Below are 20,259 nucleotides of genomic sequence, written 5' to 3' on the forward strand. Positions count from 1 at the left end.
ATTTCGCTTTTCAATGGTCTAGGCTGCTTTGCGGTGGTTTAATTCAATGTGTACCGCAAATTCATCACTTTCTTCCAGCTCCCCGAGGGTTTCCCTCACAATCTTTAACTCAGAACGTGCTTTATCCAACTCAGCGTGAGTCCCAATATCAGACCAGTACTCATGCACCGGAAACACAGCAACGCCCTCTTTCTGCGAAAGTCCTGTCTCGATGAGATCGGTCATATTGTAAGGTTGGTGGTGAGGAACAAGACTCACAGCTTCAGGAGACAGTGCATAAATTCCGGCGTTACACAAAAACTGCTGTGAAGGTTTTTCTTCCAGACACAGGGCAAATGAGCCCTCTGTTTTAATGACTCCGTAAGGAATCTCTACATGATAATCAATGGCGGCCACAGTTATCAGAGGCTGATGCTTAGAATGAAAATCCAGTAGGTACTGAAAATTGATCGAGGTTAAGACATCTCCATTCATTAACAGCAATGGTCCATCCAGCTTTTCTGTGATCAGCGAGAGTGATCCAGCTGTACCCAGCTTTTTCGGTTCGCGTAAATATTGTATTTCCACACCAAAACGGCTGCCATCTCCCAGATGTGATTCAATCATTTCAGCCAGATAATTTACTGCGACATAAATTCGATTGACGCCAGCATGTGCGATTCTGCGAACCTGTCGTTCAATCAGAGGCATGCCCCCGACTTCGACCAGCGGTTTAGGCAGATTCTCAGTCAGTGGCAATAATCTTCGCCCTTCTCCACCTGCCATGATCAGGGCACTACTGAACCCGGTGGCCTGCCCTGGATGTGAATGACGTCTTAATGCTGACAGCAATACAATATCAACAACACAATTTTGCTCATCCACCAGTGGAAGTGCTTCCAGTCCGCTTTGTTCCAGCAACTCTCTAATCGAAGTCTGAGAGGATCGCGAATCCGCCTTGGTTGGTCTGCGATTCATAATCGCTGTGACAGAATCTTTCAGTTTCTGACCTGCCAGCAAACCACGTCGGACATCACCATCGGTAACAACACCCTGTAAAGTACGGCAGTGATCAATCACCACTGCGATTCCTTTTTTGCCAGATTCGATGGCGCGGATTGTGTCTCGGATATCTGCAGTTTCGTTGATCAGACACTCATTGATCGAGTCCATCTCTGGTCTCCCTCTCCCGGCTGGCATATGTTATCACTCACAGGATTCATTTTAGTCTGCAGGTACAATTTTAACGCCGTGTGGCATTACGCGATCAAACGCCAGATCATAAAACGATTTTTGTGTCGTCTGTGTCAGAGGACTTTCCCTGAGTATTCTGGCGATTCGCGGTGCTGACTTGCCATCTCCGTAAGGGTTGGTGGCTGTCTTTCGAAGTTTTTCAAAGTCGGGAGAATATAACGTTTTAAATGCTGTGACTATAGTAGTTTCGTCCGGTGCACAATCAATTACCAGCTTTGACCGAATTCGCCCTTTCTGCCGATCGCCCAGGTTCACAGTTCCAACGCCAAAACTGGAAGCCTCAATGATTCCACTTGAAGAGTTTCCCACAACAGCATCGACATATTGCATCAGTGATAAATATCGCAGTTGTCCTAAACTCACATAAGCATGGTAGTGATCACGGTCTTTCTGTACAAAATCGTCAATCATCTGATTAATGACTCTTCCACTCGTATCAGCGTTTGATTTCGTAAAAATGATGTTTGTGTCTTCCTGCTGCTCCAGCACATTTAATAAGTGCTGCATTTGAGTTTCTGCGGTATCCGATTCCAGTGTGACCGGATGAAATGTGCACAAAAGGTTACGGTGTTTGAATTTAAAATCCAGACAAACTTCGAGTTCCTCTCGACTAAGCAGATTGAGCCGAGTGATATTATCTAATCCGATCGCTCCTACGTTAAAAACTCGCGAAGGATCTTCCCCCAACTGGATCACACGCCTGCGGTAATCTTCGGTCGCGGTAAAATGCAGATAACTCATTTTTGTGATCGCGTGTCTTAATGCATCATCAAAAGCGCCTTCTGTCACTTCGCCACCGTGTAGATGCGCCACCGGTATACGGCTGATATGAGCAGCAGAAACTGCGCTGAAGATTTCGTAACGGTCCCCCAGAACGACAATCAGATCGGGATTCAGTCGGGAATATGCTTCAGAAAAACTGATCAATCCCAGCCCCATGGATTTACAGATTCCGACGGAGGAATCCGAACTCATGACGACTTCCACTTTTTCATCGATTTGATAACCGTCTGCTTCGATTTCCTGATACGTCAGCCCAAATTCGGGAGAGAGATGAGACCCGGTCACCAGCAATTGCAGGTGGATTTCTGAATCAGCCTGCAGTTCGTCCAACAAAGGACTCAACAGACCATAATCTGCTCGCGAACCGGTTATCAGACAGACAGTTTTATTCATAATTCAATGATTTCGTCTTCCTGATAATCACGCCGGGCAATCTGATTCTGCATCTGATCCCAGAGCATGGGACTGATGCCTGTTCCCGGGCGTTTCACGCAGAGATTTCTCTCAGTAAAAGGCTCACCTTTTTTGATAGGTTCTGCAGCAACAATACTTTTGCGGACCACCGGCTTGTTCTTTGCTTCCGAAAGTGAGGGTTTCTTAAGCGGGCTGCCCAGTGACCTTTCTGTATTACGAATACCACGCACGAGCATCAGAAGCTCATCAGGCTCCAGGGAGGCAGCATGATCAGGGCCTTCCATATTTTTATCGAGCGTAAAATGCTTCTCTATGACACATGCTCCCAAAGCAGTGGCGGCGATAGAAACTTCAATCCCCAGTGTATGATCGGAATAACCGACTTTAACTCCCAGAGCATCTCGGATGGTTTGCATCGCTTTGAGATTCACATCCTGAATCGGCGTGGGATATTCTGTATTACAATGCAGGACTGTGATGTTGTCGCGTTCGACCCCAGCGGCGATCAGGATATCCAGTGCATCTTCGATCTCGCCCAGGTCTGCCATCCCCGTAGAAAGGATCACTCTATGAAATGTCTCTCCCACTTTTTTCAGGTAGGGATAATTGGTAATTTCACCAGAGGGAACTTTGATTCTTTCCAGGCCGAGACCTTTCAACAGGTCAATGCTATCCAGATCAAAGGGAGTGGAAATAAACACAATTCCTGCAGCCCGACAATAATCGAATAACTCCAGATGCGTTTCCCGATTTATTTCGAGTTTCTTCAGTAGCGTGAACTGGGAATCTTCTTCTCCGTTTCCCATATTGTTTTTCAGCTGATATTCTGCTTGAGGCGCAGACTTACAGACCAGTTTTTCCGTTTTGAATGTCTGGAATTTAATCGCATCCGCCCCGGCTTCCACGGCCGCGTCGATCATTTTTTTAGCTGTTTCCACACTCCCGTTATGATTCACACCTGCTTCTGCGATGACAAATACACTCATTTCGCTGGCACTCCTTTGACTAAGGCACCGTCCCTGACATCCCGCGTCACAACAGCGCCTGCTGCAATGACTGCATTTTTTCCAATTTTTACACCTTGAATCACAACTGATCCTGCCCCCAGAAATGCATTCTCACCAACTGATACGCCGCCACACAAAATCACTCCCGGTGCCAGAAACGAATGCTTGCTGATCTTGCAATCATGATCGATCCGGCTTCCGGTATTCACGACAACTCCCTCCCCAATTATTGTATCTGTTTGGACAATCGCCCCGGCCATAACTTGTACCCCCTCACACAAAGTGACATCTGACGCCAGGAATGCCCGGGGGTGAATCAGCGCCGGTTGCTGGAATCCCAGATCCCGACACTGGTTGAATAATTTTTCCCTTAACTGATTCGAATGCACACTACCGATGGCAACAGCAGCATGTTTCACTCCCTGCTCTTGAATCCCTACCAGCCCCGCATCCGATCCTAGAACTTTGATTCCTTTGATGTGGTGTCCGATGACAAGATCCGGGTCCAGAATTCCGATCACTTGAAATGATTCTCCCTGCAGAATCAGATCGATCAGCACCTTAGCGTGACCCCCACCTCCTAACAGAATGATGGATTCCCGGGAATGATTCATGACTGATCAAAATAGGTTTGAATGCACTTTACTACAAACCTGATTTCCTCCTCAGTCAGCTGCACACTCGATGGAATTGAAATGCAGTGTCCAAATACTGCTTCTGTTTCTTCGAGCCGATAAGACTGACAGTCCTCGTACATCGGTAAAGTATGCATGAGTTTCCATGCTGGTCTGACCTGGATATTCTCAGAAATCAGATAGTCCATGAGTGGTTTTCGGTCCGCAGCTGGAACCAGTAATGTACACAGCCAGAAATTGCTTTTTGCCCAGGGTTCTTCCCAGGCAAGATTAACCTGTGGAATTTCAGCTAATAGTTGCCTGTAAAGTTCTGCGTTCTTCCGTTTGATTTCCAGAAAGGAATCCAGTTGCTCCAACTGAGCCACTCCCAAAGCCGCCTGAATATTTGTCAGTCGATAATTATAACCCACTTCATTGTGTTCATACTCAAAGGGTTTGCTGTTGGCCTGTGTACTGAGATGACGGATGTGTCGTGCCAGAGGCTCCTGGTTTGTTGTCACCATGCCTCCCCCACCACAAGTAATAATCTTATTGCCATTAAATGAAAAGCAGCCGACCGTAGCCAGCGCCCCGGTCTTCTTTCCTCGATATTCAGAGCCGAGACTTTCAGAAGCGTCTTCAATGACGGGTAGCTGGTATCTGTCTGCAATTGCAACCAGTGATGACATATCCACGGGATGTCCGAAGACATGGACAGGTAAGATTGCCTTGATGTAGCGACCCGTCTGTTTATTTTTCAGCCCCGATTGATCTGTAATGCATTCCTGTTCCAGAAATTCCTGCACTTTCTGAACATCAAGGTTCATTGTTTTCGATTCAGATCCAACAAATACAGGATTCGCCCCGCAGTATCGAATCGCATTCACAGGTGCAACAAATGTAAAAGCGGGAACAATAACTTCATCACCAGGCTGTACTCCACACGCCAGCAGACTGAGATGCAAGGCAGCAGTACCATTGACAGTAGCGATACCGAATTCCGTTCCCACATATTCACTGATCCGCTGCTCGAACCTGTCAACGTAAGAACCAACAGAGGAAACCCACCCCGAGTCGAGGCAGTCCTTAAGATAGCTCCATTCATTCCCGGCAAGGTGCGGAATGGATAACGGAATGAGTTCGCGCATGGTTTGCATAATTCAGTTAGAATCCCGCTGAGTTGCTCTCTGTTTTCAAGCAGCTGTTCGTTTTGACGTCATATTGATTTGATTTTCCATCAACAGACTGGCAACCAGAAATTCCCATTCAGTATCTATTTCCCAAGACCGTTCTTCTGGCATTTTATATCCATACGTTTCTCCCTGTGGACGAAACGTTTTCGTTGACCTGAAATCTTCGGTCCGCAGCACATACAATGCGCCATTGAATGCATAGACCTCCGGTAAGAGCTGCCTGCGCAGTGCAGACTCTTCCTGCTGAGGTGTCAGTTCCACCAGTAGTCCTGCTTCCGTCATCAACCGTAAACAGACGGGATGACTGGGAGCTTCCATCATTCCAATGACTGCTTTGGCATTTTTTTCTCTGGCAAACCGAATGGAACCATCAATATCTTCAGCAATCCGGAACGGTGAGGTTGGCTGCAGCATTGTGATATATTCGGACTCATACTGCTCATGTTCTATCAGCCAGTCAATGGCATGTAGCACTACATCAGTATGACTTGAAGCATCCAGAGACAGTTTCAGAGGTCTGAGAAAAGGAACTTCTGCACCATACTGCCGGGAAATTGATGCGATATCTTTGTCATCAGTGGAAACAATCACCCGATCCAGTTCCCGGCTCTCAAGTGCTGCTTCAATTGTCCAGGCAATCAGAGGTTTCCCAGCCAGGACTTTGATATTTTTCCGAGGCACCCCTTTTGAACCACCTCGCGCAGTAATTAATCCAATCGCGCCGGCCATCCCTGGCCCCCTTCCTCATTATTACCTGATCATCAGTTTCTCAAGAACAAACTCTCTGCTCCCGGAATCATAATCGTTGATCAAAATAAAGGAGCATGGGCCGGATCATATTTCAACCGGTTTTTTGTGTAAAGGTGGAATCAGATGCCGGGCTGGGAGCGATCAGAATGGTCCCAGATTTACTGCAGCGTCTCCAGGGGAATTTGGACCGAGTACAATAATACCAAAGACGTAATGGTTAAATGTGATGCGATTAAGATTAAGCCGCTTCACGGGCAGGCTCTTCCTGAGACTGGTGATTCGCCATGGATTTCAGAAGATCTTCCTGCTGAGTCGTTTTGATTCCAGTCACCCCTCCCGCCAAAGTCAACCCGACCAGATAGCCAAACAGACATCCTTCGGTGGTGTCCAGCATCAGGGAATTCACCATACAGACAAGCAGATAAACAGCAAGGACAGCCTGCCCCAACGACTGGTCGATCCCCATGAGCCCACGCGTCGTTTGCCAGCTGACCCAGAAGAAACATAAAAAGAGGCCCACACCAATAATTCCATTTTGGACCAGAAGCATCACATATTCATTGTGTGGATTCTCAGTAACGAGCTGCCCTTTCTGCTCCATCAGCTCACGATATTTCATGGCAAAACTGCCGACACCTGACCCCATGAATGGGCTTGATTTGGCAATCTGAAGACCGTTCTCATAAAACTCGAGTCGCAGGTCAACGGAACTCCGACTTTTGTTTGAAACGCGATATTCTTTTATTTCTTTTACTACTTGATCGATCCGATTTTGAAATCGTTCTGAATGGTGATATGTGACAAGACTAATCAGTCCGACACAGGCAGTAGCAGGTAGAATGCCTTTCACACCCAGCTTCTGATACATGAGCAGGCCAATCAGAATCCCCAATGCCACATAACCGGAGCGTCCAGGGACAATTGCCAGAACATTATAGGTTGCGATGACAGCAACCAGAGCATAAGGCCAGCGCCTGGCAGGGTGTTCCAGAAATTTCCAGATGGCAAGGTAAACCAAAAATGACATCAGGATATTTTGTGTAATCCGATTCTTGAAGATCGCGTGATCCATGAGCCGCAAAGAACCTTCAATCGGAAATATCCAACAGGTCATCGAAGCAATCAAAGTGACTAGCATTGCCAGCTCAAACATCTGAATTCCACGCCACCGCGCGCGCGGGTTGATAAAAAACGTCAGGTAGATTGGCATCATCAGAAACTGGCGGTACTTGAATAAATTTCTGGATGCAAGGGATAATGCTTCAGGCGTGTATAACAGACTACAGGTAAGACAGCAGAAAAAAATCAGCGATATCGTGACGACCCGGTATTTTTTAATACAGTCAAATGTAACTCGATATTGTCCGGAAAGTCCCCAGCAGATAAAAATCCCCAGATTACAGACAGAAGTCAGACTGGTTGAGACCGGAATTGCAAATCCAGTAAGAATCGCCAGCAATACTCCCACCTGAAATGCCAGGTTCTGAAATCGAGATCGATTAAGATACCCGAAATCTCCTGAATCATTTTGGTTTGAGTTGCCCTCAAAAATGTGCATTAGATCCATTCCAGTATAAAGAGGCATTTTACCTCGGAGTCAAACCATCAGAGGTGAGAGTTCAATGTTCTCTCCCTGTCCCCTTGTGATTCAGACATTAATTCAGGTTTTCAATAGCATGAATTCTGTTCCATTGCGATACTAGTTTCACATTCGTAATCTGGTGTTACTCACGATTTGAGTTTGATGTAGTCAGAATGAGTGAACACCCAAAACGTTGATCGCATGACTGTCTCCAATTTCACAGAAGTCATTACACAAAAGAAATTTACATCATAATCAGCGTTTCAATTACTACCGTCACATGAGATCACTTTCTGTAGAGTTTGACATACGATTTTAAAATCGAGTCCAAGACTGCATTGCTCTACATAATTTAGATCAAATGTGATCACCTCTTTCTGAGACAAAGCACTGCGTCCAGAAACCTGAGCCAGCCCCGAAATCCCTGGCCGAACACTGGACCGAATGACCCGGTTTGCAGTTGATGCATCTTTCAGTTCAAATCCGATGTAAGGTCGAGGTCCAATCAAACTCATTTCCCCGCGAAATATATTTATCAACTGAGGCAGTTCATCCAGACTGGTTTTGCGGATCAGCTTTCCAACCGCAGTAATGCGGGAATCATTGGCTTTCGTAAATTGAGATCCTGTTTTTTCAGATCCTGATCGCATCGAACGAAATTTCAGAATCATGAAAGGTTTTTCATTCACTCCCAGCCGTTTCTGTCTGAAAAAGACTGGTCCTGGAGATGTGAGCTTGATCAGGCCGGCAATCAGTAGAAACAGGGGAGACAAAATCACCAAAGCCAGACTGCTAAACAGCAGATCAAGAGGACGCTTCAGAAAATACCCTGTTTTGGTTTCAGCCTCTGGCACTTTTTGGTGTTGAGCCATCAGTTGAGGATCAAAATGTGGCCCCCCCTGACTGACATTGAGTTTTTCAGCCGATTGTTGTGACAGTTTAAAATCGTCCATGATTTTCACTTATCCAGGTTTGTGATAACAATTGCGATGTTCAGGCGGCAACAGAAGAGCCGGTTCCCAGTTCGACGGAGCTGTAGACCCCCAGTTCTGCATAGGTTGGTGCATGGTCAAACGTCTGATCAATAAAAGTACGTTGCCAGAGCTCCAAAGCCAGCAGCGCCCGAATGGCACGTGTATGGTTGACCTTTTCAGTCTGATGCTCGCTGATCATTTGCCGGACCCGTTCCGGCTGGAACATTCTTCGTTCCAGTGATCGCTCTGAGAGCAGAACTTCATTGACAAACGGGGATAATTCACGTTTAAACCATTCTCCGATTGGTACCGTAAACATCTGTTTTTTACGATAAATAATCTTCTCGGGTAGAATTGATTCGCAGGCTTTCTTAAGAATCGATTTCGTTACACCATTCCTCAATTTCAGGGAGCCAGGTATGCGAAACGCCAGATCGACCATGCGATAATCCAGATAAGGCGCACGTGGCTCCAGAGAAACAGCCATTGCCATTTTATCGGGTTTCACCAGGTTGTTACCGGGCAGTAACATCCGGGTATCCAAGGCCAGTGCCTGGTTGATGGGATCCAGATGGCGGAATTCCTGTAAATGAGAACGGGCGAAATGGCTTGCATCTCCCCCTGCCAACTGCTGTCTGGCAGATGATGAATAGAGTTTTAGCTTATCAGCAGGTTGCAACAGGCTGATCGCACTGATGTAGGCCGCTTCAATTTGCTCGCGGGGAAGCGTGAGATCCTGCTTCGCAAAAAAGTTCCGATGGACGTCGTAGCCGGCAAACAGCTCATCTCCTCCATCCCCGGTCAGAACGACTTTGACTGCTTTTCGCGCCAGTTGACTTACCCGGTAAGTGGGCATGAATGAGACATCCCCATGGGGCTGATCATTGTGATATAAAGTTAAGGGCCAGCTTGATGTTAAATTTGGACTCACGATATCACAGGTATGCCGGGCCCGAAATAAATCTGCCAGCTCTTGAGCATAAAGTGATTCATCAAATCGAGGATCATCAAAGCCGATACAAAATGTCTGCACGGGATGAGGCAGTTCCTGACTCATTAGAGAAACCACAGAAGAACTGTCGATTCCTCCCGACAGAAAGGCACCTACAGGCACATCGGCGCGAAGTCGAATATTGACCGCAGCCCGCAGTGTTTCAATGATTTCTTCTGACCAGGCTGACTCCGATCGACATTCCACTGGTTTTTCTGCCAGATTCCACCAGCGTCTGACTTCGGTTCCCTCTCGAGTTACCTTGAGCAGATGCCCCGGCATTAAATGGGTAATATTTTGATACAGAGTGATGGGAGGAGGCACAAAATTGTACGTGAGATACGCATCGAAGCCTTCCCAGTTCATCTCTGCTTTCACACCCATCGCAAACAGAGACTTGATTTCGGAAGCGAACAGCAGACGTGTTCCATCATCATGCAAATACAGCGGCTTCTGGCCGATTCGATCACGGTACAACAGGAGACACTGTTTTCGCCGATCAAGAATTGCAATCGCAAACATACCATTCAGCTGTTTAACGAACTCTTCCCCATCGCGTTCATATAGTCGAAGAATGACTTCGGTATCACAACCGGTGCGGCAATTCAGGGTTTTTGCCAGTTCCTGAAAGTTATAAATTTCCCCATTCTGAACGACAATGATCTGCCCGTCATCAGAAAACATGGGTTGATGGCCACCTGCCAGATCAAGGATTGAGAGACGCTGATTTCCCACCAGCATTCCGTCCGCTTCGAAGATACCCCGATCATCTGGCCCCCGGTGAACCATGCGTTCGCAAGCTCGCTCGGCCAGCTCTGTTCCAAACGGCCGCTGTTCGCGATCATATCCGCCAATAATCCCACACATTACGATTCCTTCCGTCAGATTTGAACAACCCTGTTCAGCTTGCTGCAACTGTTCTCAGTTATGAAGCGGCCATCCGCGTCACTTCCCCCCTCTACAGAGGCAGCCATCAATCTGTGGTATTTAGATTCATATATCTATTGAAGTTACGTATTTTGAATATTCTGGTCATTTAAAGGAAGAGCAATTTCAGATTTACTCTCTGGGAAATGCGATGGTTAAGCAAAATATCGCACAGCAAAGCCACCTGTGCGACCAAAACCCCCTCTTCTCCACCTGACGACTGTCTCAGCTGACAGCGTTTTCATCTTGACAGAATCTGCAATTTCTCAGTTAATTCAAGCCATTTCATCGAAAAACAGAACATATTAATTGACATGAATCAAGAATCGGACTCTCTTATGCCCCTGCGTCAAAATCAGCCAGATAAAGTATTGGCGGTCTGTTATGGAGGCGGCCACGTCCTGATGTTGATCCCTGTTTTGAAATATTTGCAGTCGCTGGGCTATGAACTTCAGGTGCTCGGACTGACCACTGCCGCGGCTGCCCTGCGAAAAGCTGGTTTTTCTCCACTGGGATTCCGGGATATTCTGCGTCCGGAAGACTCTCGCGCGCACGAGCATGGTACTCGCTTGGCGGCAGACATGCATCATGGCAGTAAAGTCAATTCTCTGGACGAATCCGTAGCTTACCTCGGACTCTCTTATGCAGACCTGGAGGATCAAGTGGGCGTTGAGGGGGCCCGGGAGGCATTCCGTGAGAAAGGCAGGCAGGCATTTCTCCCCCTCAATCCGATGCGGCGTTTCTTCGATCTACTTCAGCCAGACGTTTTATTAACAACCAATTCTCCTCGCGCCGAACTGGCTTCAATTCAAGTAGCAGCAGAGCGTGGAATTCCATCAGTCGGTGTTCTTGATCTGTTCGGTCTTCAGCCTTACAACGACATCCCGACTGATTATGTCTGCGTTCCCTTTAAACAGGCCGTTTCCATTCTGGCAGAGCGTGGTCTTGATCCCGGCGCATTGACCGTAACCGGAAACCCGAATTTTGACTGGGTCCATAAAGTTCTTGAAGCGGAGAGCAAGGCTCCCCAATGGCGCAGAGTACATCAGATAAAACCCGATGAACTGCTGGCGCTGTACGCAATGAAACCAAACTGGGATGAACATGAGGAAATGATCGTCAGTAGCCTGGAACAACTCCTGCCTCAGAAGCCGGAATTGAAAATTGCTGTCAGACCACATCCTAACAGCGACAGTCAACTGGCCACCAGCGTGATCTCACGACTGGGAGCTGCTGCGTTTGTTGACGACCGTACTCCTCTTCCAATGGCCATTGAAACATGTGATCTGCTGATTACTCATAAATCCACAGTCGCTGTGGAAGCAGCACTCCTGGGACGACAGGTTGCCCTGTTTCACTCGAACCATGATTATCCAACACATGGCATTCCCCTGCACCTGTATAACTGGGGCAGCTACTCAATCAGTGTGGCAGAAGGCGTTCAGGCACTGTCTCTCTTAAAAAAAGAATCTGCTGCATTGCAACATCAACGCGGTACAGAAGTCCGTACTGCCTGGAATTGCGATGGTCGATCCCATATACGGATCGCGGAGGTTGTGATTAGAGCATTGCATGACATACAACAGACCAAAGCAGCCTGATACCATTTAGACTGTGTCCAGTTATACTGTCGCGTCGCCAGGGCCATTTGGACCGAGTATAATAGATTGAGAGTCGCTATGGTTAAATGTGATGTGCTCCAGGCTGATCTAACAGAATCCAGAAACTCTGCTACCCAACATGCCCATTGAAATAATGAAAGAACTCTCTTGAATACTAAATCCCAATGCCCGCATGGAATTATGTTTCATCACTTTTATGATGATAAACACATAAAAGGGCAAGGTGCGATTTCACAGAATGAACTGGCGCAGATCATCGAATACTACCAGCGGCATCATCAGATTCTACCTGCCCTCGAATGGCTCGAAAAAGCAATTCAGAACAACCTCCATGAAAATGAAGTTTGCCTGACATTCGATGATGCCCTGCTCTGTCAGTACGAAGTCGCACTGCCGGTGCTGGAAGCATTTGATTTGAGCGCATTCTGGTTTGTCTATTCTTCGGTCATTACGGGTGGCACTGAAAAGCTGGAAATTTACCGGAAGTTCAGAACATCCTGCTTTGAAGGCATTGATGCTTTTTATGAGGATTTCTTTGGAACTGTCAACACTTCACCATATGCATCCCAGGTGGTGACTGCCTTAAACGAATTCTCCCCTGCAACCTATCTCAGCCAGTTTCCCTTTTACACGGAAGCAGACAGGCGTTTTCGCTTTGTTCGCGATCATGCCCTGGGCGTCGATGCCTACAATCACATCCTGGATCAGATGATCGATGCACAAAACATCGACTTAAATGATTTTTCCAGTGATTTATGGATGAATGACCGGCAGGTAATTGCACTGCACGAAAAAAACCACGTTATAGGCCTGCATTCTCATACTCACCCAACTGCGCTGGCAGCCTTACCCGCGAAAGATCAGTGGACAGAATACAAAACCAATTATGACACACTGAATGAGATCTTAAATGCAACACCTGAAACAGTCTCACACCCCTGCAACTCATATAATCACGAAACTATTCAGATACTGCAGGACCTGAAAATCAAAATCGGCTTTCGATCCAATATGGCGGAACCACATTCCTCACTTCTCGAATTCCCCCGGGAAGACCATGCAAATATCATGGGAAAAATTGCAGCATGAAAATCACGGTCTTTACCAGCAATCAACCACGACATATTTCTCTAATCGAATCTCTGGCAGAAATCGCAGATGAAGTTTATGCGGTCCAGGAATGTAATACGATATTCCCCGGACACGTCGCGGATTTTTTCCGTCGATCAGACATCATGCAGGAATATTTCAGCCACGTCTTGCAGGCGGAAAAGTCAATTTTTGGTCATCCCCGCTTTACCCCGAGTAATGTCAAATCGCTCTCAATGAAACTGGGAGATCTAAATCGGCTGGAGTCTCCAACACTGCAGCCCGCTTTGGAAAGTGACTACTACATTGTGTTTGGCAGCAGTTTTATCAAAGCGGAATTATGTGACTTTCTGGTCGAGCATCAAGCGCTGAATATCCACATGGGAGTCTCCCCCTACTACCGCGGCAGCAGCTGCAATTTCTGGGCACTCCAGGAGGGGCACCCCGATTTTGTGGGCGCTACCATCCACCTGCTCTCTAAAGGTCTGGACTCCGGCCCAATGCTGTTTCATGCTTTACCGAAACCGCAGGAATCGGAACCATTCCAACTGGGAATGCTAGCTGTCAAAGCGGCACATGAAGGATTAATCAGCCATTTGAAAACAGGTTCAATTTTTGAATTTACGCCTGTAATTCAGGACAAATCACTGGAAATGAAATACACGCGCAACTCAGATTTCACAGATGAAATCGCGGCTGATTACCTGAAAACAGCCCCAACCCCCGCGGAAGTATTACAGGCGCTGGAAGCCAGAGATCTAAACCAGTTCCTGTATCCTTATCTGGCATGAACGGTTTGTGATTCATCATGATCTGGTCTAAGGGTAATGTGAAAGCGGTTCTTCAGATAGATGCCCGATGACATCAGAAACACGTTTGACTATCTGTGAAAACATTCTGGCCCCTTTTTCTTTACTGGCCAGATCGGGTCGACCTGTTGCACCGGCACTCGTACGTTGGAACATGTCGCGACAGATATAAACACCATCAATGAGGTCTGGTGCATAATCATCGAAATTTTCCACTTTTGCACTTCGTATCAACTCGGGCCTGAGATGCATGATCAGGGAGGTTTCTGCTTCGCAGGCATGCCCGACTGTTTTGCAATCCCCTTCCATGACTGACGCGATTTCTTCCTCTGCAATCGACCAGTAAGAAGCAGCCATCAACTGGCAGTTCGGATAGTCAACTTGCAGTCGTCGCAGTGAAATCTGCATCGGACCGATGTTTCCCCCATGTCCATTCAGAATCATGACACGGCGAAACCCATCCTTCAGCAGTGATTCACAGATTTCGCAGAGCAGCGTCTCATAGTTTTCTACCCGGGAAGTCAATGTGGCTCCCCAGCGGAGATGATGCTGACTGGCCCCCAACCAGAGCGTTGGCAGAAGTACGATTTTTTCTTTAAGTTGTTCCTCGACCTGTTCTGCGACGGCAGTACAGATTATGGCATCGGTACCGGTTGGCAGATGCGGTCCATGCTGTTCGACTGCGGCAATCGGCAGGACGGCCAGGGTCTCCTCGCGGGATATATTTTTCAGTTCAACAGCTGTTGGTCTGCTTTTCAAAAACTGGTCCAATTGTTATGAAGGTTGTTAGCGTCCTTTTGACGAGGAGAACTTTTGATGAACAAGCGAAGAAAACGTCACAACCCCGCCCGATTGAACGGCATTTAAGTTCTATTCACCGTTTTTTTTCGTGAATATTGACGGGCGAACTGTTTTCCCGTCCCTCAGAATAATTCTGCCCACACAGCAAGTCATATGCGTAAAAAAACTTGCCCCGGAGAGCAAGTCAAGAACATCGGATTCATTTTTAGAACTCAGTCCTAACTTCAGTCCCTCAAATACATTCATTTTTTTGTAGTCAATTCAAACGGGATCTGGTTTGCATCACCGGCTTTAACTTCGGCTGTAAGCGTGGACTGATCATTGTATCTGGGGGGAACCAGGTTTTGTCCCGGTTCTTCCGGATTTTTCTCTTTCGAGATTTTCACAGCATGTGCTCCGGGAATTGCCCCCACAGTATTGGCATTATAGAGCAACTTATAGTTTCCATTGTCATCCGTTAATGCAAACGAAGCTCCTCCTTCTTGTGGTTGAAATATGATATTCGCCCCTGCAAGCGGACTTCCATCCATTGTAACGGTCCCTATTACTGTTGTCAGTTCAGGAAGTTGCTCTCCTCCCCCAAAGCACCCTGACATTATGAGGCAAGCAAATAAATAAAAACTGGATTTTCGAACATGTTTGTGCAACAGCCGCATCATCTGAAAACTTTCGCTATTAGAAATGGTAGTTGATAGAATTACATAAGTAATGAGTTGAGTCCGGAATGCAAAATGATCGATCCCTCTGACCAAAGGAACATTACATTAAACCATAGCGTCTTTCCTCATGTTCAACTCGGTCCCAACACCACTAGTGGAGTGTCATTTTTAAAATTTGGGTTGATAGATATCACGAGAGTGCGACAACTGAGCACGTAAACGACACCCCCAACCCTCAATTTGTAGCTTGACAAAGCACTAAAAGATACTGGAGCATAACTGGACACGGACTAGCTTAATGCAAACTTCAATATGCAATCAATTGGATGAATTATTAAAGCGATCCCTGTAATACAGCTTAAAACTCTCCAATTATCTCGCCCCCCCGGGAAGAAATCAGTGCCTGGACAACCGCAGTCATATTTGCATTTTCGCTCAAGAAGCGAACAGCCCCATCTCCGAGTAGAATATGCACACCACCGACATGAAAACTTCCCGCGCCCCATCCATAAACCCGTTGACTATAGGCTGCATTCCGAGGCCGATTGATCCCCTGGCCAGTGGGACGAATAAAATGCGTATGTGTGAATGTATCCCAGAAAGGACCAAAACCAACATAGGTATCAGATCCACTTGTCGTTTTCAGCAGAGGAGTTTCGATCAGAATCACTGTATTGCTGGTTCCATCAGTAATTGAAGAAATTTTTGCAGAACCGTTCAGCCCAAGCACACCTTTCTGACTATATGTATCTCCCTGAAATGAAGTAGATTTATCAGAATCATACTGATTTGCAGCCACACCATAGCTCGTCCGGTGGGCACCGTTTGAATAATAAGTGGAACCGGAATCTGTTCCGATGGGGGTTCCACTATCAGAGGGACAGAGAAAAACAGGTAGATTTGCACCAATTAAATTAAATTGATTCGATGTTGTAGGAGGAGCGGTATGTCCGCAGCTGGAATGCATTGCTGGCCCACTGGGTGTTGACCAGTTGTAAAGGTTGTAGAGAGGTGCCTGATCCAGAAAAGGGAGCAACATCTGGTAACAGGTATGATTCATTATATTATTGGTAGCATAAATTGAGGAGCATTTTGCACTACCGGGGTTTATCGCAGCTGGTGGAAATACTCGATGTGTATCATGGTAATTATGAAATGCCAGTCCCAGTTGCTTCAAGTTATTTTTACAGGTACTGCGACGTGCTGCTTCGCGCGCCTGTTGAACGGCTGGTAACAATAACGCAATCAGGATCGCAATAATGGCGATGACCACTAGTAATTCAATCAAAGTAAATCCGCGTCGCTTTGTAGCACTCTGAAACATCAAGAAAACTCCTAGTATAAAACATTTTTAATAACTTAGGGCATTTGTTAAACACTCAACACAGTCCGCATCTTGGGTAAGAAGAGGGCTGCCTCAGTATTGAAGCACTCCGCGCTATCAAATACAAAGTGATGTAAGACTGTTTGGAATAGAGATTTAAGAAGAGAATTGCTGTTCGAAAATATAATGCGAGCACATTTATTTTCTTAAGTTAACTTATATCACTCTATCAAAACTTAGTACATGAATCAAATGAAACGGTGGAGATTGGCGTGCAAAGCGGACCCACTTTGGGGGAGTTATTGGCGCGTAAAATGGACCCATCGTAGCAAGTTCCTGATACTGGAGGCTTTTGACCTTCAGTTTCGGGGTGAAGGATGCTTACGGTGGACGATTACGGACGTATACGGCGTGCTCATCGCGACGGGATGAGCATCCGGGAAATCGCTCGGACATTTCATCATTCACGGCGAAAGATCCGCGAAGTATTACACGGTGCAGGGCAACCGCAACAATATTCGCAGCGCCAGACTCAGGCGGCTCCCCGACTGGGCCCCTTCCATGAGACCATCCGACAGATTCTCGCCGATGATGAATCGCAACCACCCAAACAGCGGCACACAGCACAACGAATCTTTGAGCGACTGCGGGACGAGCACGGCTATCTCGGCGGTTACGATGCAGTTTGTCGATTCGTGCGGAAGCACCGAACCAATAAACGTGAAACATTCATCCCGCTTGATCACCAACCGGGCCAACGGCTGGAAGCCGACTTCGGCAAGATTTATGTCGATTTTCCCGACGGACGACGACGGGTTTCAGTGTTGATTCTGGTCTGGTCGTATTCCAACGCCCCCTTTGTGATCGCTCTACCGACGGAACGGACCGAAGCGATTCTGGAAGGCATGGTGCAGGCGTTCGAGTATTTTGATCGCGTTCCCAAAGAAGTCTGGTGGGACAACCCGAAAACGGTAGCCGACGCGGTGCTCAGCGGGCGGAGTCGCAAAATCAACCAACGTTATGCAGCCCTGGCAAGTCATTATGTCTTTGAACCACTGTTCTGCCTGCCGGCCAGCGGGAACGAAAAACCGGTCGTTGAGAATCGCGTGAAGACGTTGCAGCGGAAATGGTCGACTCCGGTTCCCAAGATGGAAGATTTCGAGGAACTCAACAACTATCTTCGGCAATGCTGCCTCCAGGAACAGCAGCGTCTCAGTAGTGGTAAGACAGAAACCATCGGCACACGATTGGAACAGGACAAACAAAACGCCGCCGGGTTGCCCAGGCACCGCTTTGATCCGTGCATCCGCCGGGAAGTAAAGGTCAACAAGTATCAGTTCGCCCGGTTTGAGAACGTGGATTACAGCGTGCCGCGACAGTGTGCGTTTCAGACGGTGAGCGTCAAAGGTTACGTTGACCGTGTGGAAATGGTCTTTAAGGGAACTGTGGTGGCAACCCATCAAAGAAGCTATGAGAAAGGGTGTCAGATTCTTAACCCGTTGCATTACCTCGCAGCTTTGGGGCGGCGACCGGCTGCGTTAGATCATTCCAACGTCTACCGTCAGTGGAAGCTACCGCCGGTGTTTGACGAACTTCGCGAACGGCTGGAAAACCGGCATGGCTTATGTGCGGGAGCAAAACAATATGTACGAGTGCTACAGCTATTGTCCGCACATCCAGTCCAGCGCGTCCAGAAAACCATCGAACAGTTGCGTGGCCCCGAAGGAGCGGATGCCGACCGGATCATTCGCCGGGTCAAACGCAGTACCGCGCATGCCCGCAATCAGCCTGATTTCTCTCCGGCAACTCTGAGCAAAGAAGAATTGAGTCGTCCGGAGGTCTTGTCGGTACAGGTTCCCTGTCCGAGCCTGAACCATTTTGATTTGTTTCTTTCTACGTCAACACAAGGAGATCATCGTGCCCCCACAAACAATACAGAAGAAAAACGATCCGAATCTACTGCTGCAGAGCAATCTCAAGCAGTTAAGGTTACCGGCCATGAATGCGGAGTTCGAGAAGTTGGCCCACGAAGCGGCCAACTCAAATCAGACGTTCGAGCAATATCTGCTGCAGTTGACTGAACTGGAAGTGGCGGCACGGTCCACGAATGCGCTGACCAGCCGGATCAAACAGGCTCAGTTCCCAGTGGAAAAAGGGCTGGAAGATTACGACTTCGCGGCCATGAAATCAGTCAACAAACAGAAGGTGTTGGAGCTGGCCCGTGGTGAATGGGTCCGGCAACATACCAATCTCTGTCTGCTTGGTCAGCCGGGAACGGGCAAAACCCATCTGGCGATTGCACTGGGCCTGGCCGCCTGTCGTGAAGGAATCCGAACGAAATTCTTCACCGCTGCGGCACTCGTCAATCAACTGGAAACCGCGCAACAGCAATACAGTCTGGAGCGTCTCCTGAACAGGCTCGACAAGCTCGATCTGCTGATTGTCGACGAGCTGGGTTATCTGTCTTTCAGCCGTGCTGGTGCGGAACTACTGTTCCAGGTGTTTGCTGATCGTTATGAAAGACGAAGTCTGCTGATCACCAGCAACCTCGCCTTCAGCGACTGGGGCCAGATCTTTCAGGGCGAACGGATGACGGCAGCACTTTTGGATCGATTAACGCACCATTGTGAAATATTTGAGATGAATGGTGAAAGCTATCGGTTCAAAGAGTCGATGAAACAAAAGAAGCCACCTCGCAAAAAAGCCTGAGTCGCTTCCACACTTTGGCATACTGACCACCACGTTACCCCACGTGGTTAACCCAACCCCAGGTGGGTCCCATTTCCGCGCCAAAGTGGGTCCGCTTTACACGCCAATCTCCAAAACGGAGCATTTTCCATCGAAGATTCGCTATGAACCAACCTGGAATAGAAGCATTTGATTTATCAAATTACATCAACGGGAGTTGAGAGAATCTTCTACGTTATAAAACAGGAACTGGCAAAACTGCAGTCATTAGAGCGCATTAGCTTAAGCCACAGGGTCTCTCAATCAAATATACTCGGCCCATATGAACCTGGAGACGTTATAGTAAAGCTGGATACAGGTTAGACTATTACCATTTGTCGCCAAAAAGATTTGGACCGAAAAGAATGGTACGAGAATGACTATGCTCGGCAGTAAAGTGATTTGGATATGCCGAAGACGTAAAAAAACCCCTTATCTCAAGGAGACAAGGGGTTTTAAAAATATCCGGCAATAACCTACTTTCGCACTGGTGGGCACTATCATCGGCCCTGAGAGCTTAACTGTCGTGTTCGGAATGGGAACGCGTGTGGCCTCTCAGGTAAAGTCACCGGAATTGACAGAGTCGCCAACCTTGCGGCCGCACTACTCTGCCTGGTGTATTAAAATGGTAAAAGTAACAAGTATTATTTTTAAACTCTAGAGCTTTTGTTCTTAGCGTTTATGATGTAAAAATCAAAACGGCTAAGCATTCGTCCATTAGTACCGGTCAGCTGAAATGATTACTCACCTTACACTTCCG

17 protein-coding genes and 2 rRNA genes (1 of these 19 only partly in view) are annotated in these 20,259 nt (G+C 47.4%); 5 read left to right on the plus strand and 14 right to left on the minus strand.

Features of this window, described 5'->3' with window-relative positions; translation table 11 throughout:
• Positions 1 to 18: 18 nt before the first annotated feature.
• The 9 genes from Pan161_RS08415 to asnB all read right to left on the minus strand — a co-directional run bounded on the left by Pan161_RS08415 (position 19) and on the right by asnB (position 10,408).
• Positions 19 to 1,152 (minus strand): nucleotidyltransferase family protein, encoded by a 1,134-nt coding sequence (locus tag Pan161_RS08415; protein ID WP_197995771.1) that lies wholly within the window; start codon positions 1,150 to 1,152, stop codon positions 19 to 21.
• A 51-nt stretch (positions 1,153 to 1,203) separates the two neighbouring features.
• Complete coding sequence (gene neuC / locus Pan161_RS08420; RefSeq protein WP_145225831.1) at positions 1,204 to 2,409, minus strand: UDP-N-acetylglucosamine 2-epimerase; 1,206 nt, start codon at positions 2,407 to 2,409, stop codon at positions 1,204 to 1,206.
• Positions 2,406 to 3,416: an N-acetylneuraminate synthase gene (gene neuB, locus Pan161_RS08425; RefSeq protein ID WP_145225833.1), complete on the minus strand. Its 1,011-nt coding sequence runs from the start codon at positions 3,414 to 3,416 to the stop codon at positions 2,406 to 2,408. The genes neuC and neuB overlap by 4 nt, the downstream gene beginning before the upstream one ends.
• Positions 3,413 to 4,051, minus strand: a complete 639-nt coding sequence (locus Pan161_RS08430; RefSeq protein ID WP_145225835.1) for an acetyltransferase — start codon at positions 4,049 to 4,051, stop codon at positions 3,413 to 3,415. The genes neuB and Pan161_RS08430 overlap by 4 nt, the downstream gene beginning before the upstream one ends.
• Positions 4,048 to 5,199 (minus strand): LegC family aminotransferase, encoded by a 1,152-nt coding sequence (locus Pan161_RS08435; RefSeq protein WP_145225836.1) that lies wholly within the window; start codon positions 5,197 to 5,199, stop codon positions 4,048 to 4,050. Before Pan161_RS08435 ends, Pan161_RS08430 begins: the two co-directional genes overlap by 4 nt.
• A gap of 45 nt (positions 5,200 to 5,244) precedes the next feature.
• Positions 5,245 to 5,973, minus strand: a complete 729-nt coding sequence (locus Pan161_RS08440) for an acylneuraminate cytidylyltransferase family protein (RefSeq protein WP_145225838.1) — start codon at positions 5,971 to 5,973, stop codon at positions 5,245 to 5,247.
• 259 nt (positions 5,974 to 6,232) lie between these two features.
• Positions 6,233 to 7,552, minus strand: a complete 1,320-nt coding sequence (locus tag Pan161_RS08445; protein WP_197995772.1) for an O-antigen ligase family protein — start codon at positions 7,550 to 7,552, stop codon at positions 6,233 to 6,235.
• 287 nt (positions 7,553 to 7,839) lie between these two features.
• Complete coding sequence (locus Pan161_RS08450; RefSeq protein WP_197995773.1) at positions 7,840 to 8,529, minus strand: sugar transferase; 690 nt, start codon at positions 8,527 to 8,529, stop codon at positions 7,840 to 7,842.
• 40 nt (positions 8,530 to 8,569) lie between these two features.
• Positions 8,570 to 10,408 carry an asparagine synthase (glutamine-hydrolyzing) gene (gene asnB / locus Pan161_RS08455; protein ID WP_145225842.1) on the minus strand — a complete coding sequence of 613 codons (1,839 nt, stop codon included), beginning with the start codon at positions 10,406 to 10,408 and terminating at the stop codon, positions 8,570 to 8,572.
• A gap of 398 nt (positions 10,409 to 10,806) precedes the next feature.
• Here asnB and Pan161_RS08460 point away from each other — a divergent pair, with 398 nt between their 5' ends.
• The 3 genes from Pan161_RS08460 (at position 10,807) to Pan161_RS08470 (ending at position 13,970) form a co-directional block, all read left to right on the plus strand.
• Positions 10,807 to 12,069, plus strand: coding sequence for a glycosyltransferase family protein (locus Pan161_RS08460; protein ID WP_145225844.1), 1,263 nt, complete (start codon positions 10,807 to 10,809; stop codon positions 12,067 to 12,069).
• Positions 12,070 to 12,237: 168 nt separating this feature from the next.
• The gene (locus Pan161_RS08465) at positions 12,238 to 13,179 is read left to right on the plus strand and encodes a polysaccharide deacetylase family protein (protein WP_145225846.1); all 942 of its coding nucleotides are present in this window, start codon (positions 12,238 to 12,240) and stop codon (positions 13,177 to 13,179) included.
• On the plus strand, positions 13,176 to 13,970 hold the full coding sequence (locus Pan161_RS08470; protein WP_145225848.1) for a formyltransferase family protein: 795 nt from the start codon (positions 13,176 to 13,178) through the stop codon (positions 13,968 to 13,970). Before Pan161_RS08465 ends, Pan161_RS08470 begins: the two co-directional genes overlap by 4 nt.
• Positions 13,971 to 13,997: 27 nt before the next feature.
• Here Pan161_RS08470 and Pan161_RS08475 read toward each other — a convergent pair whose 3' ends face one another.
• From Pan161_RS08475 to Pan161_RS08485, 3 genes are all read right to left on the minus strand, one after another.
• Positions 13,998 to 14,747, minus strand: a complete 750-nt coding sequence (locus Pan161_RS08475; protein WP_145225850.1) for a creatininase family protein — start codon at positions 14,745 to 14,747, stop codon at positions 13,998 to 14,000.
• A gap of 284 nt (positions 14,748 to 15,031) precedes the next feature.
• On the minus strand, positions 15,032 to 15,319 hold the full coding sequence (locus Pan161_RS08480; RefSeq protein ID WP_145225852.1) for a carboxypeptidase-like regulatory domain-containing protein: 288 nt from the start codon (positions 15,317 to 15,319) through the stop codon (positions 15,032 to 15,034).
• Between the two features lie 487 nt (positions 15,320 to 15,806).
• Complete coding sequence (locus tag Pan161_RS08485; RefSeq protein WP_145225854.1) at positions 15,807 to 16,772, minus strand: DUF1559 domain-containing protein; 966 nt, start codon at positions 16,770 to 16,772, stop codon at positions 15,807 to 15,809.
• 377 nt (positions 16,773 to 17,149) lie between these two features.
• Between Pan161_RS08485 and istA the strand changes: the two genes are divergently transcribed.
• Together istA and istB are read left to right on the plus strand one after the other, a co-directional pair.
• A complete protein-coding gene (gene istA, locus Pan161_RS08490; protein WP_145223926.1) occupies positions 17,150 to 18,853 on the plus strand; it encodes an IS21 family transposase in 1,704 nt (567 codons plus the stop codon).
• Positions 18,771 to 19,481, plus strand: coding sequence for an IS21-like element helper ATPase IstB (gene istB / locus Pan161_RS08495; protein ID WP_145223927.1), 711 nt, complete (start codon positions 18,771 to 18,773; stop codon positions 19,479 to 19,481). The genes istA and istB overlap by 83 nt, the downstream gene beginning before the upstream one ends.
• Before the next feature lie 481 nt (positions 19,482 to 19,962).
• Here istB and rrf read toward each other — a convergent pair.
• Together rrf and Pan161_RS08505 are read right to left on the minus strand one after the other, a co-directional pair.
• Positions 19,963 to 20,072 (minus strand): 5S ribosomal RNA (gene rrf / locus Pan161_RS08500).
• Between the two features lie 125 nt (positions 20,073 to 20,197).
• A 23S ribosomal RNA gene (locus tag Pan161_RS08505) occupies positions 20,198 to 20,259 on the minus strand; it runs 2,828 nt beyond the window's last position.

Origin of the sequence: Gimesia algae, assembly GCF_007746795.1 — a bacterium.
Taxonomy (GTDB): domain Bacteria; phylum Planctomycetota; class Planctomycetia; order Planctomycetales; family Planctomycetaceae; genus Gimesia; species Gimesia algae.

Bases quoted from the DNA above. Each gene is read 5' to 3' on its own strand.
- Pan161_RS08415 (WP_197995771.1), bottom strand. From the start codon at position 1,152: ATGGACTCGATCAATGAGTGTCTGATCAACGAAACTGCAGATATCCGA.
- neuC (WP_145225831.1), bottom strand. From the start codon at position 2,409: ATGAATAAAACTGTCTGTCTGATAACCGGTTCGCGAGCAGATTATGGT.
- neuB (WP_145225833.1), bottom strand. From the start codon at position 3,416: ATGAGTGTATTTGTCATCGCAGAAGCAGGTGTGAATCATAACGGGAGT.
- Pan161_RS08430 (WP_145225835.1), bottom strand. From the start codon at position 4,051: ATGAATCATTCCCGGGAATCCATCATTCTGTTAGGAGGTGGGGGTCAC.
- Pan161_RS08435 (WP_145225836.1), bottom strand. From the start codon at position 5,199: ATGCGCGAACTCATTCCGTTATCCATTCCGCACCTTGCCGGGAATGAA.
- Pan161_RS08440 (WP_145225838.1), bottom strand. From the start codon at position 5,973: ATGGCCGGCGCGATTGGATTAATTACTGCGCGAGGTGGTTCAAAAGGG.
- Pan161_RS08445 (WP_197995772.1), bottom strand. From the start codon at position 7,552: ATGCACATTTTTGAGGGCAACTCAAACCAAAATGATTCAGGAGATTTC.
- Pan161_RS08450 (WP_197995773.1), bottom strand. From the start codon at position 8,529: ATGGACGATTTTAAACTGTCACAACAATCGGCTGAAAAACTCAATGTC.
- asnB (WP_145225842.1), bottom strand. From the start codon at position 10,408: ATGTGTGGGATTATTGGCGGATATGATCGCGAACAGCGGCCGTTTGGA.
- Pan161_RS08460 (WP_145225844.1), top strand. From the start codon at position 10,807: ATGCCCCTGCGTCAAAATCAGCCAGATAAAGTATTGGCGGTCTGTTAT.
- Pan161_RS08470 (WP_145225848.1), top strand. From the start codon at position 13,176: ATGAAAATCACGGTCTTTACCAGCAATCAACCACGACATATTTCTCTA.
- Pan161_RS08480 (WP_145225852.1), bottom strand. From the start codon at position 15,319: ATGGATGGAAGTCCGCTTGCAGGGGCGAATATCATATTTCAACCACAA.
- Pan161_RS08485 (WP_145225854.1), bottom strand. From the start codon at position 16,772: ATGTTTCAGAGTGCTACAAAGCGACGCGGATTTACTTTGATTGAATTA.
- istA (WP_145223926.1), top strand. From the start codon at position 17,150: ATGCTTACGGTGGACGATTACGGACGTATACGGCGTGCTCATCGCGAC.
- istB (WP_145223927.1), top strand. From the start codon at position 18,771: ATGAATGCGGAGTTCGAGAAGTTGGCCCACGAAGCGGCCAACTCAAAT.